Source organism: Pseudomonas sp. FW305-E2 (assembly GCF_058782925.1).
Genome location: NZ_JBYSYE010000040.1, coordinates 17781 through 30385, shown reverse-complemented (window position 1 = coordinate 30385; position 12605 = coordinate 17781). Strand labels below are relative to the sequence as shown.

The 12605-nt window shown below is 63.0% G+C and carries 10 protein-coding genes; all 10 read right to left on the bottom strand.

What is annotated here, in order from left to right; genetic code table 11:
* Window positions 1-55: 55 nt before the first annotated feature.
* The 10 genes from AC3WLP_RS22620 to AC3WLP_RS22575 all read right to left on the bottom strand — a co-directional run bounded on the left by AC3WLP_RS22620 (window position 56) and on the right by AC3WLP_RS22575 (window position 12502).
* Window positions 56-790 carry an amino acid ABC transporter ATP-binding protein gene (locus AC3WLP_RS22620; protein ID WP_003249271.1) on the bottom strand — a complete coding sequence of 245 codons (735 nt, stop codon included), beginning with the start codon at window positions 788-790 and terminating at the stop codon, window positions 56-58.
* Complete coding sequence (locus tag AC3WLP_RS22615) at window positions 783-1745, bottom strand: amino acid ABC transporter permease (protein WP_003249268.1); 963 nt, start codon at window positions 1743-1745, stop codon at window positions 783-785. Before AC3WLP_RS22615 ends, AC3WLP_RS22620 begins: the two co-directional genes overlap by 8 nt.
* A 79-nt stretch (window positions 1746-1824) precedes the next feature.
* Window positions 1825-2622 (bottom strand): transporter substrate-binding domain-containing protein, encoded by a 798-nt coding sequence (locus AC3WLP_RS22610; RefSeq protein WP_029380729.1) that lies wholly within the window; start codon window positions 2620-2622, stop codon window positions 1825-1827.
* A gap of 297 nt (window positions 2623-2919) precedes the next feature.
* Window positions 2920-5493: a glucans biosynthesis glucosyltransferase MdoH gene (mdoH, locus tag AC3WLP_RS22605; RefSeq protein WP_012053925.1), complete on the bottom strand. Its 2574-nt coding sequence runs from the start codon at window positions 5491-5493 to the stop codon at window positions 2920-2922.
* A complete protein-coding gene (locus AC3WLP_RS22600) occupies window positions 5486-7225 on the bottom strand; it encodes a glucan biosynthesis protein G (RefSeq protein WP_003249263.1) in 1740 nt (579 codons plus the stop codon). Before AC3WLP_RS22600 ends, mdoH begins: the two co-directional genes overlap by 8 nt.
* A gap of 263 nt (window positions 7226-7488) precedes the next feature.
* Window positions 7489-7926, bottom strand: a complete 438-nt coding sequence (gene dtd, locus AC3WLP_RS22595) for a D-aminoacyl-tRNA deacylase (RefSeq protein WP_012053926.1) — start codon at window positions 7924-7926, stop codon at window positions 7489-7491.
* Window positions 7923-8894: a prolyl aminopeptidase gene (gene pip, locus AC3WLP_RS22590; RefSeq protein WP_003249260.1), complete on the bottom strand. Its 972-nt coding sequence runs from the start codon at window positions 8892-8894 to the stop codon at window positions 7923-7925. Before pip ends, dtd begins: the two co-directional genes overlap by 4 nt.
* Window positions 8895-9063: 169 nt before the next feature.
* Entirely contained in the window at window positions 9064-9867 is an 804-nt protein-coding gene (gene hutG / locus AC3WLP_RS22585) for an N-formylglutamate deformylase (protein ID WP_012053927.1), read from the bottom strand.
* 10 nt (window positions 9868-9877) lie between these two features.
* Window positions 9878-11083: an imidazolonepropionase gene (gene hutI, locus AC3WLP_RS22580; RefSeq protein ID WP_012053928.1), complete on the bottom strand. Its 1206-nt coding sequence runs from the start codon at window positions 11081-11083 to the stop codon at window positions 9878-9880.
* A 15-nt stretch (window positions 11084-11098) separates the two neighbouring features.
* The gene (locus AC3WLP_RS22575) at window positions 11099-12502 is read right to left on the bottom strand and encodes an amino acid permease (RefSeq protein WP_003249253.1); all 1404 of its coding nucleotides are present in this window, start codon (window positions 12500-12502) and stop codon (window positions 11099-11101) included.
* Between the last annotated feature and the right edge of the window lie 103 nt (window positions 12503-12605).

The following is a 12605-nucleotide window of genomic DNA, read 5'->3' as shown; positions in this document are numbered from 1 at the left end:
TCAAGGCAGTGGTGGACATGCAGGAGCGAGCTTGCCCGCGAAGAAGCCAGCGCGGTTACAGCACCTGGCGCAGGAACGCCTGCGCACGCGGGTCTTTCGGTGCAGCGAAGAACGCGGCCGGGGCCGAATCTTCCAGCAGTTTGCCGTGGTCGAAGAACAGCACGCGGTCAGCCACTTCGCGGGCGAAGCCCATTTCGTGGGTGACACAAACCATGGTCATGCCTTCCTGGGCCAGGGTCTTCATCACGTCCAGCACCTCACCGACCATTTCCGGGTCGAGCGCCGAGGTAGGCTCGTCGAACAGCATCACTTTCGGGTCCATCGCCAGGGCCCGGGCAATCGCGACCCGCTGCTGCTGGCCGCCAGAAAGCCGGGACGGGAATTCGTTGGCCTTCTGCGCGATACCGACCTTTTCCAGCAGCGCCCGGGCCTTGGCCTCGCGGTCAGCCTTGTTGCGCTTGCGCACCACCTTCTGCGCCAGGCACAGGTTTTCCAGCACAGTCATGTGCGGGAACAGGTTGAAGTGCTGGAACACCATGCCAACTTCGCGGCGGTAGGCATTGATGTCGGTCTTAGGGTCGGCCAGTTGCAGGCCATCGATGGCCACATGGCCTTGGTCGAAATGCTCCAGGCCGTTTAGGCAGCGCAGGAACGTCGATTTGCCCGACCCCGACGGGCCGAGCACGACCACCACTTCGCCCTTGGCGACCTGAGTGGTGACGTTATCCACAGCCCTTACCACCTGGCCACGGGTGTCGAAGACTTTCAGCAAATCACGGACTTCAATCACTTTGCGCAAGCCTCCGCTCGAGCCGGCTGGCAATGTGCGACAGCGGCAGGTTGATCAGCAGGTACAGGCCTGCCACGCAGAACCAGATCTCGAAGGTAGAGAACGAGGTGGTGATGGCCTCACGGCCACTCTTGGTCAGTTCGGTGATGGCGATCACCGACACCAGCGAGGTGTCCTTGACCAGGCTGATGAACTGGCCGGCCAGGGGCGGAAGCACGCGCTTGAACGCCTGCGGCAAGATCACATGGCGCATCGACTGGCCAGCGTTCAGGCCCAGCGACCGCGCAGCCTCGTTCTGGCCCTTGGCGATCGACTGCACGCCTGCACGGACGATTTCGGCCACGTAAGCACCAGTAAACAATGCCAGCGCCGCTACCCCGGCAAACTCGCGGGACAGGTTGAGCACGGTGCCGATGAAGAAGTAGAAGATGAAGATCTGCACCAGCAGCGGCGTGCCGCGCACCAGCTCGACATACACGGTCGACAGGTCGCGCAGGGTCGGGTTGTTCGACAACCGGCACAATCCGGCGAACAGGCCGATCACCAGGCCCAGCGCCCCGGACACCACCGAGATCCACAAGGTGGTCCACAGGCCCCATGCCAGCGGGCCAGCGGCCCAATGGCGGGTTACCCCAATCTGGTCGCCTTCGGCAACATCGTCGCCGCGGCTCAGTTGCAGGCTGTCCTTGGCCACATCGAGCACTTGCTCGGCACCACTTTCGTCCTTCAGCGTGACGCGAGCGTTGTCACCGGAGATGACGATTTCCTGCACAGTGCCGTAGCCGGCAGCGCGTTGTGTTTCCTCGGCCTTGTAGGCGAAGTACTGCGGTACGCGGTTCCAGCGCCACTCGTAGGAAATCATCGAGGTGGCCATGTAAAGGCTGAGCGCCAGGCCTACCAGGACCAGGGCAGTCAACCCATGCCAAGGCCACTGGGCTTTCTTGTGTTTGATCACGTGGGGTACTTCCGTAAATGCGAACGCGCAGGGTTTGCCTGCGCGTCGGGGTCATAAAGCCGGGCTTGTGGCCTGAGCCTTATTCCATTTCCTTCAGCCAGTCCTTGTTCTTGAACCACTTATCGTGAATACGATCGTAGGTCCCGTCGTGCTTGATCTGGTGCAGGAAGTTGTTGATGAAGTTGATGCTGTCGTAGTCGCCTTTCTTCAGGCCGAAGGCCAGCGGCTCGTAGGTGAAGGGTTCTTCGAGGAACAGCAGCTTGCCGGCGCCGGCTTTCTCTACCGCCACCACGTTGTACGGCGCGTCATAGACAAAGGCGTCGGCCTTGCCATTGACCACGTCCATCACCGCTTCCTGCTCGTTGTCGTAACCGTGGTACTTGGCTTTGCTGATCAGCTTCTTGGACACCATTTCGCCGGTGGTGCCAAGCTTGGACGTCAGGCGGTACTTCTCGTTGTTCAGGTCCTTGTACGACTTGATCTCGCCAGCCAGCTCCTTGCGGATCAGCAGGGTCTGGCCAACCACGATGAAGGGTTCGCTGAAGTTCAGGCGCAGGTTGCGCTCCTGGGTCAGGGTCATGCCGCTGCCGATCATGTCGAACTTGTCGGTCAGCAAGGCCGGGATGATGCCGTCATAGGCGGTGGACACTGCCTCGAACTTCACGCCCATGGACTTGGCCATGGCTTTGAGGATATCGACTTCGAAGCCGATGATCTCGCCACGTTTGTTGGTCATCTGGAACGGCATGTAGGTTGGGTCCATGCCCACCCGCAAGGTACCGCGCTTGACCGCGTCATCGATGGCGCCCGCCTGGGCCGCGGTCACGGCGACCAGGGCGGTCACACCGACCAGCAGTCGCGAAAGGTATTTCTTGATCATCACCAAGTCCCCTAGCAAGAAAAGTAGCGAATCTTATTGTGTTGGCACGGCCGTACTGGCCGAAGCGTCGTATCGGAGAGGGATGCTAACGCATGGCGGCCCGAGGACCTAGAGCCGCGGGGGGACTTTGTTGGCCAAAATGAGGGGGCTAGGCCAAAAAGCTTCGCGGGTGAACCCGCTCCTACAAGGGAATGTGTATCCCTGGCAGGAGCAGGTTCACCCGCGAAGAGGCCCTATCAGGCGCCCCGTAGGGGCGGGTCCACCGGGGCGCCGAACCGCCGCGAACAGGCCCGATCAGGCGCCGACGAGTGCCGGTTGGCCTGCGTTTTCCGGGTGCAACGGCAACAGCGGCGAATGCGGGTCATTGTTGATCGACGCACGCCACACATCGATCCAGGCCGCATTGTGCTCGGCCCACACCTGCTCGTGCAGGCGGCTCAGTGCCACCGGGTCGCTGAGCAGAGCCAGGCGAGTATTGAGGTCCAGGCCTTTTGGCCCGACTTCAATTGCCTTGGCAACGCGCTCGGCACGCAACGCTTCGATCGGTGCCGCCTGGCCATGGCGGGCAGTGGCCATGGCGCAAGCCAGGGCGTTCTGCCGCGGGTCGACCACGGCCCGCACGAAACCATCATGCAAGGCATGCCAGCGGTTTTCGTGGGTGTACTGGTCGGTAGCCAACAGTTCTTGTGGCGTGGCGTATTCCTCTGGGATGAGGAACAGCTTCTCATCCTTGGCCGCCAGGCCCAGGCGGGTGCGGCTGGAAATCACCGATACCGGGATCGACAGCACCAGCGAACCGACGATAGGCGCCAGCCACCACAGGAAGCTCGGGTTCAACCACGCCACCAGTGCGGCCCAGGCAACGCCCAGCAGCGTCTGCGGGCCATGCCGGCGCACCGCTTCGCCCCACGGCGTGGAGTCGTCGTCACGCTGCGGCGAGTTCCAGGTCGCAGCCCAGCCGAGGAACGCGGCCAGCACGAAGCGGGTGTGGAAGATCATGCGTACCGGTGCCAGCAACATGGAGAACAGCATCTCCATCAGCATCGACAAGGTGACCTTGACGCGTCCACCGTACTCGACGGCGCCCTTGGCCCAGATCAGGATGACGCTAAGCAGCTTGGGCAGGAACAGCAGCACAATGGTGGTGGAGAACAGCGCCACAGCCTTCTCCGGGTGCCACTGCGGCCACAGCGGGTAAAGCTGGTACGGCTCGATGAAATACTGCGGCTCCATCAGCGTGTTGGTCGCCAGCAGCGCGGTCGACAGCACCAGGAACAGGAACCACAGCGGCGCCGACAGGTAAGACATCACCCCGGTGAGAAACACCGCACGGTGAACCGGGTGCATACCCTTGACCAGGAACAGGCGGAAGTTCATCAGGTTGCCGTGGCACCAGCGGCGGTCGCGCTTGAGCTCGTCGAGCAGGTTTGGCGGCAGTTCTTCGTAGCTGCCCGGCAAGTCGTAGGCAATCCACACACCCCAGCCGGCACGGCGCATCAGCGCGGCTTCGACGAAGTCGTGGGAAAGGATGGCACCGGCGAACGCGCCCTTGCCCGGCAACGGCGCCAGGGCGCAGTGCTCGATGAACGGCTTCATGCGGATGATCGCGTTGTGGCCCCAGTAGTGCGACTCACCCAACTGCCAGAAGTGCAGACCGGCAGTGAACAGTGGGCCGTACACGCGGGTAGCGAACTGCTGCATGCGTGCATACAGGGTGTCCATGCCCGAGGCTTTCGGCCCGGTCTGGATGATGCCGGCGTCCGGGTTGGCCTCCATCAGGCGCACCAGGCTGCTCAGGCACTCGCCACTCATGACGCTGTCGGCGTCGAGCACAACCATGTACTTGTACTCGCCACCCCAGCGACGGCAGAAGTCGTCGAGGTTGCCGCTCTTGCGCTTCACACGGCGCCGACGGCGGCGGTAGAAGATGCGGCCAAAGCCTTTGGTTTCGCGGCACACATCCAGCCAGGCCTGTTGCTCGGCCACGGCAATGTCGGTGTCGTTGGTGTCGCTGAGCACAAAGAAGTCGAACCGGTCGAGGTTGCCGCTGGCAGCCACCGACTCGAACGTTGCGCGCAGGCCGGCGAACACCCGCGGCACGTCTTCGTTGCAAATCGGCATCACCAGCGCGGTACGCGCCTCGGGCGCGATCGGCTCGTTGCCTGCGCTGCTGCCGGAAATCTTGTATTTGTCGCGCCCGGTGAGCAGCTCGAGGAAGCCCATCAGCGCGGTCCAGAAGCCCGCCGACACCCAGCAGAACAGGATGCCGAAGAGGATCAGGATGGAAGTTTGCAGGGCATACGGCCACACCTGCACCACCGTGTCCCACAGCGGCTGGTTGACGATTTCGTCAAAGTCCACGAACGACCAGCCCTGGTACGGCAGGATGCCTTTCATGTACCAGCCAGCGACGATGGTCTGGCCGATCATCAGCGCCAGCAGGATGTAACGGCGGATCGAGCCAACCGTGCGCCAGCGGGCCGGCGGCAGCTCGCGCTTGGGCGGCTGCGGGGCGTTGGGGCGGCCGGTCATGCGTCGCCACATGCGGATCAGCACATTGGTGCGCCATGGCTCGGGCACGACCTTGGTGCGCTTGATCGGCGGGGCGATCTTCAGGCACAGGCGACCGCTGCCGTCAACGCCGAGCATTTCGGCGTCTTCCAGCTCGGCGGCGCTGCCCACGGTCAGGCGCGGGCCCACCGAGGCCTGCACGGCCTCGGCAGAGCTGGCGGCCGGGTTGGCCGCCAAGCGTTGGTGTAGCTCACTGAACGAGGTGCAGCTGGCAAGTTCAGCCCGCTGCTCGTCGCTCAGGGGTAGGTGGGCCAGGTACTCGCCAAGCGATTCCGGCCTTGCGCTTGAGTTACTCATCGGCAGGCAACTGATAGCTCCAGGTCTCGGTCAGCACCTTCTCGGTGGTGGCCGGGGCCCCGTTGGTGGGCGCCGCATCGGCGGCAGGTTGTTCGGCCTTGGCAGATTGCTCAGCCTTGACGGCTTTCTCGGCCTTGGCATGCTTGGCTGCGGCTTTGTCCTGCTTGGCGTCCTGGGCAGGCTTGGCGGGCTCGACCGGTACATCACGCACCAGTGCGGCGCGCATTTCGGTCGACTTGTTGGCTTCCTTGACCTTCAGGCGCAGGGTCAGGCGCCAGCCCTTGGTCTCAGGGTTATAGCGCAAATTGTTCTCGACCACCTCGGCGTTGTCGCCCACGCTGATCTGGCTGCGCACGGCGGTGTCTTCCGGCAGGGCGGCAAGCGCCGGGCCGGCGAAGTCGACCAGGAATGCCACGCTGCCATCTGGCTGGCGGATCAGGTTGGACTGCTTGACGTCACCCGTGGAACGCAGGGTCTGCTTGACCGAGCCCAGGTCAGGGGCCTGGAACTTCGGCTCGTCGATGGTCCAGTGCAGGCGGTAGGCGTACTCGAACGGCTTGCCTGGCTCCGGCAGTTTCTCCGGGCTCCAGAAGGCCACGATATTGTCGTTGGTCTCATCGGCGGTCGGGATTTCGACCAGGTCGACGCTACCCTTGCCCCAGTCACCCTTCGGCTCGATCCAGGCGCTTGGGCGCTTCTGGTAGTTGTCGTCGAGGTCTTCGTAGTCGCTGAAAGCACGCTGACGCTGCATCAGGCCGAAACCACGCGGGTTCTCGACGCTGAAGTTACTTACAGCCAGGTGTTTCGGGTTGTTCAGCGGGCGCCACAGCCACTCGCCGTTGCCGGCATGGATCGACAGGCCTTCGGAGTCATGCAGGGCCGGGCGGTAGTTGAGCACCTTGGACGGCTGGTTGGGGCCGAACAGGTACATGCTGGTCAGCGGCGCAATGCCCAGGCGGCTGACATGGTCACGCAGGAACACGCGGGACTGCACGTCGACCACGGTGTCGTTGCCTGGACGCAAGGTCAGCTTGTAGGCGCCGGTAGAGCGCGGCGAATCCAGCAGCGCGTAGATCACCAGGTGCTTGTCGGCTGGCTTGGGCTTTTCAACCCAGAACTCGGTGAAGCGCGGGAATTCTTCGCCCGACGGCAGGGCGGTGTCGATGGCCAGGCCACGGGCAGACAGACCGTACACGTGGCCCTTGCCGACTACGCGGAAATAGCTGGCGCCAAGCAGGGTCATGATCTCGTCCTGCTTGTCGGCCTTGTTGATCGGGTACAGCACGCGGAAACCGGCATAACCGAGGTTTTTGGTGGTTTCCGGGTCGTGCGGCACGTCACCGAACTCGAAGCGGTCCGGGTCGTACTTGATTTCCTCGACCTTGGTGGCGGTGACCTCGTTGATTTTCACCGGGGTGTCGAAGTGCATGCCCTGATGATAGAACGACAGTTTGAACGGGGTCTTGTCCTTGGCCCACTCGGCCTTTTCCTGCAGGAAACGGATTTTCTGGTAGTCCGCGAACTTCATGTCGCGGAACACGGCCGGCAGGTTGCTTTTGGGCGCGTCGTACTTCTGGCCGGCCAGATCCTTTGCCTTGGCAGCAACATCGTCAAGATTGAATGCCCACAGCTGGCCCGCGCTCATCAGGCCGACCAGAGCCACACTGGCCATCAGCGCCTTGCGTAGCCCGACGCTGGGGATTCTTGATGCTTTTTGGGGACTAACAATCACGAGCAACCCTCGCCGAAAACAGATCATGAAACCAACGGCCAGCGACAAATGCCGGGTTGGCGAGCACTGTTCGGACCCCGCGAGGGCGTAATGATTCCCCAAACGGATCCAGACAATGCTCGAGTCAGAGTGAAACGGACCTACGAACGCAGGTCCATGCAGCGCGCGATTATCCAGCAGGTTGCGTGACAACGCATCAGGCTGGAGCAACTATTTATCGTACAAAACCCCTTGTTTTCCTGTGAACAACGGGTTTTTTGACGTCATATTTGTAACATAAATGTTACGGGCCCATCATTGACCAGGTGCACCTGCATATCCGCGCCGAAACGGCCGCTGGCCACGTCGGCGTGCTGAGCTTTTGCCTGTTGCAAAAGATAGTCGAACAACTCGGCGCCGAGGGCCGGTGGCGCTGCGGTCGAGAAGCTTGGGCGCATGCCGTTGCGGGTGTCGGCCGCCAAGGTGAACTGTGACACCAGTAGCAGGCCACCCCCGACATCCTTGAGCGACAGGTTCATCTTGCCCTGCTCGTCACTGAACACACGGTAGTTCAGCAGCTTGTGCAACAGCTTATCGGCCTGTTCACGGGAATCTTCAGGCTCGACCGCGACCAGCACCAGCAACCCTTGGTCGATGGCGCCGACCACCTCCCCCGCCACTTCAACCCGCGCACCGCGCACGCGCTGCAGCAGGCCCCTCATGCTTCTTCCAGAGGCAGGTCGAGCAGGCGCCGGGCCATCTGGTCGGCGGCACGCACCAAGGCATCGGTGATACCAGGCTCGGAAGCCGCGTGACCGGCGTCACGGATCACTTTCAACTCACTGTTCGGCCAGGCCTGGTGCAACGCCCAGGCGTTGTCCAATGGGCAGATCACATCGTAGCGCCCATGCACGATCACCGCCGGCAGGTGGGCGATTTTGGGCAGATCGCGGATCAGCTGGTCCGGTTCGAGGAAGGCGTTGTTCATGAAGTAGTGGCATTCGATGCGGGCGATCGACAGCGCCCGCTGCGGTTCGGAAAAGCGGTCGACCACCAGCGGGTTGGGGCGCAGGGTGGCGGTACGGCCTTCCCAGGTGGACCACGCCTTGGCGGCGTGCATCTGGGCGATCTGGTCGTTACCGGTCAGGCGTTTGTGGAAGGCCCTGACCAGGTCGCCGCGTTCCTCCGGTGGAATCGGTGCGATGTAGTCCTGCCAGTAGTCGGGGAACAGGCGGCTGGCGCCTTCCTGGTAGAACCACTCGATTTCCTGCGGCCGGCACAGGAAGATGCCGCGCAGGATCAGGCCGTGCACGCGTTCTGGGTGAGCCTGAGCGTAGGCCAGGGCCAGGGTCGAGCCCCAAGAGCCACCGAACAGCACCCACTTGTCTATGCCAAGGTGTTCGCGAATGCGCTCCAGGTCTTCGACCAGGTGCCAGGTGGTGTTGTTCTCCAGGCTCGCATGGGGCGTGGAGCGGCCACAGCCGCGCTGGTCGAAGGTGATGATGCGGTACAGGTTGGGATCAAAGTAGCAGCGGCTCTGGGCGTCGCAGCCAGCGCCAGGGCCTCCGTGGATGAACACCACGGGCAGACCTTCCGGCGAGCCGCTTTCGTCGACATAAAGCACGTGCGGCGCTTCCACGGCCAGATCGTGCCTGGCGTAGGGTTTGATCTGCGGGTAGAGGGTCTGCATTGCGCACTCCGTGTGAGGATTATTCGGCCGTGGGCCATCATAAACCTGAATTGCGCTTTCAGCACCGTCCTTGCTGACGCGTTCGAACGGCGCGAATGGGCCATTGCGCAGATTTCCGGCAACTGCCTCCCACGGTGCCTGGCGACGCCAATAGCGTCGCCGCCTCCACTCAACGCTTGTAACGCGCGTCGCCCCAGGCCAGCAGCGCTTGCAGAAGCTGCCTCAAGACCGCTTGCGTCGGTTGCGCCAAGTCTTCCCGGTAGGCAAACGGCTCGACTTCCTCCATATAGGTGCTTTGCGCCAGCTCCAGTTGCACAGCATGGATATGGTTGGCCGGGTCGCCATAATGCCGGGTGATGTGACCGCCTTTGAACCGACCATTAAGCACATGGCTGTAACCTTGCACCTCGGCGCACACACCCTCCAGCCGCTCAGCCAGTGCCGGATCGCAACTGGCGCCGTTGAAAGTACCCAGGTTGAAGTCCGGTAGCTTGCCGTCGAACAGGTGCGGGATCAGCGAACGGATCGAATGGGCATCCCACAGCAGCGCATAGCCAAACTGCTCACGCAAGCGGTCCAGTTCACGACGAATGGTCGCGTGATAAGGGCGCCAGATTTGCTCCAGATAGCGTTTGCGCTCTTCGCCAGACGGCGCCAGCCCGTCTTTGAAGAGGGGTTCGCCGCCGAACAAGGTCGCCGGGTACAAGCCCGTGGTGGCGCCGGCGTACAGCGGCTTGTCGTCGTCCGGACGGTTCAGGTCGATGACGAAGCGTGAGTACTCTGCGGCTACCACGCTGGCACCCAAGTCACGGGCAAAGTCGTACAACTGCGGGATGTGCCAGTCGGTGTCCGGCAAGCTTTGCGCCTGGTCGACCAGGCCGTCGCGCACGGCGTCGGTCAGACGCAAGCCAGCGTGCGGCATGCTGATCAGTAGCGGCAGGCGACCTTGGTGAAAACTCAATACCTTGTCCATCGTGCCTCGCTCAGTTGGAGATTTCGTGGCCCATGCGCACTACGCGCTTGGGCAGGTCGCCACCCAGCCAGTAGGCCAGGTCGGCGGGGCGTTCGATTTGCCAGGCAACGAAGTCGGCCACCTTGCCCACTTGCAGCGAGCCGTGACTGTCACCCAGGCCCAGCGCCGTGGCGGCGTGCACTGTAACGCCTGCCAGGGCCTCTTCCGGTGTCATGCGGAAGCAGGTGCAGCCCATGTTCAGCATCAACCGCAGCGACAAGCCTGGCGAGGTGCCGGGGTTGAGGTCGCTGGCCAGGGCAATCTTTACCCCGTGGCGGCGCAATGCATCCATTGGCGGCAGCTGGGTTTCACGCAGGAAGTAGAAAGCACCCGGTAACAGCACGGCGACCGTGCCGGCGTTTGCCATGGCCACGGCGTCCTCCTCTGTCATGAACTCCAGGTGGTCAGCCGACAGTGCCTGGTAACGCGCGGCAAGGCTTGAGCCGTGCAACGATGACAGCTGTTCGGCATGCAGCTTGACCGGCAGGCCCAGTTCGCGCGCCTTGATGAACAGCCGCTCGACCTGGGCCGGCGAGAACGCGAGGTGTTCGCAGAAGGCATCCACCGCATCCACCAGGCCTTCGCCGGCCAGGGCCGGCAACATTTCGTCACAGATGTGCGCGATGTAGTCGTCGGCCCGACCCGCGTACTCCGGGGGCAAAGCGTGCGCCGCCAGGCACGTGGCACGCACCGTCAGCGGCAGCTCGTCGGCCAGGCGCCGGGCCACTCGCAGCATCTTGCGCTCATTGGCCAAGTCCAGGCCGTAGCCGGACTTGACCTCGAGGGTGGTCACGCCATCGCGCATCAATGCCTGAACGCGCTGGCGAGCACTGGCGAACAGCTCGTCTTCGCTTGCCGCCCGGGTAGCCCGCACGGTACTCGCGATACCCCCGCCCTGCGCGGCGATTTCGGCATAGCTCACGCCCTGCAGGCGCTGCTCGAACTCGCCGCTGCGGTTGCCACCGAACACCGCATGGGTGTGGCAGTCGATCAGCCCGGGGGTGACCCAGGCACCCCCCAGGTCAACCGTGCGGTCAGCTTCGACCGGTGCCAGTTCGGCGCGCGGGCCTATCCACTCGATCAGCCCGGCGCTGGTGACGATCGCCGCGTCCTCGATGGCCGAGTAACGGCCATCGGCCATGGTTGCAACATGGCAATGCTGCCAGAGGGTTCTCATGCACAATCTCCTTTGCTAGCGGTGCAACTCTGCCGGCTCCGCTACCGGCTGGCCCTGCCCTGCGCGCGGCTTGCACCACAGCAGGTAGGACGCCACCAGGAACACCACCCAGATCACGCCGACGATCAATGCCGCCTGGGTGTCCGGGAAGTAACCGAGCACGCCAAAGATGAACACCATGAACGCAATGGCCATGGCCGGGCCGTATGGCCAGAACGGTACCGGGAACTTGAGCTGTGCCACTTCCTCGCGGCTCATGCTGCGGCGCATGGCTACCTGGGTGAGCAGGATCATCAGCCACACCCACACCGTGGCGAAGGTGGCGATCGAGGCAATCAGCAGGAACACATTTTCCGGGATCAGGTAGTTGAGCAATACGCCGATCAGCAGCGCAGCCCCCATCACCACGACGGTCATCCACGGTACGCCATGTTTCGACAACTTGCTGAAGCCGCGCGGGGCGTGGCCTTGCTGGGCCAGGCCATACATCATGCGGCCAGCGCCAAAGATGTCGCTGTTGATGGCAGAGATGGCAGCGGAAATCACCACGACGTTCAGCACGGCAGCGGCAGAGCCAATGCCCAGGTTGCTGAAGATCTGCACGAACGGGCTGCCCTGGCTACCGATCTGCGGCCATGGGTACAGGCACATCAGCACGAACAGGGTGAGCACGTAGAACAGCAGGATACGCAGTGGCACCGCGTTGATCGCTTTGGGAATGACGCGCTGCGGGTCTTTTGCCTCACCGGCGGTGACGCCGATGATCTCGATACCGCCGAAGGCGAACATCACCACGGCAAACGACGCAATCAAGCCCCCCACGCCGTTAGGCATGAAGCCGCCGTGGTCGAACAGGTTGCTCATGCCTACGGCATGCCCGGTACCCACCTGGCTGAAACCGAAGGCCATGATGCCGAGGCCGGCCAGGATCATCGCCACGATGGCGCCGACCTTGAGCAGCGACAACCAGAATTCCATTTCGCCGAATACCTTGACGTTGCACAGGTTGAGGCCGCCGATCAGGAAAACGATGCCCAGCACCCAGATCCAGCGGGCTACCTCCGGGAACCAGAAGCCCATGTAGATACCGAACGCGGTGACGTCGGCGATGGCGACGATGACCATCTCGAAAGCGTAGGTCCAGCCAAGGATGAAACCGGCCATGGGGCCGAGGTAGGTCGTGGCGTAGTGGCCGAAGGAGCCGGCCACCGGGTTGTGCACGGCCATTTCGCCAAGGGCGCGCATGACCATGAACACGGCGGCGCCGCCGATCAGGTAGGCCAGCAGCACGGCCGGGCCTGCCATCTGGATGGCCGAGGCAGAACCGTAGAACAGGCCGGTGCCGATGGCGGAGCCGAGGGCCATGAAACGGATGTGGCGGGCACTTAGCCCGCGCTTGAGACCTTGAGCTTGTTGCATGTCACGTCCTTGAATTGTTTTTGTGGTCGTGAGATTGAGCGGCTGCTGCGCAGCCCCTTCGCGGGCAAGCCCGCTCCTACATGGATAGCGTTTGCAGATCGCA

Coding starts and splice junctions, on each gene's coding strand:
- mdoH (WP_012053925.1), bottom strand. CDS start 5,493: ATGAGTAACTCAAGCGCAAGGCCGGAATCGCTTGGCGAGTACCTGGCC.
- dtd (WP_012053926.1), bottom strand. CDS start 7,926: ATGAGGGGCCTGCTGCAGCGCGTGCGCGGTGCGCGGGTTGAAGTGGCG.
- pip (WP_003249260.1), bottom strand. CDS start 8,894: ATGCAGACCCTCTACCCGCAGATCAAACCCTACGCCAGGCACGATCTG.
- hutG (WP_012053927.1), bottom strand. CDS start 9,867: ATGGACAAGGTATTGAGTTTTCACCAAGGTCGCCTGCCGCTACTGATC.
- hutI (WP_012053928.1), bottom strand. CDS start 11,083: ATGAGAACCCTCTGGCAGCATTGCCATGTTGCAACCATGGCCGATGGC.
- AC3WLP_RS22575 (WP_003249253.1), bottom strand. CDS start 12,502: ATGCAACAAGCTCAAGGTCTCAAGCGCGGGCTAAGTGCCCGCCACATC.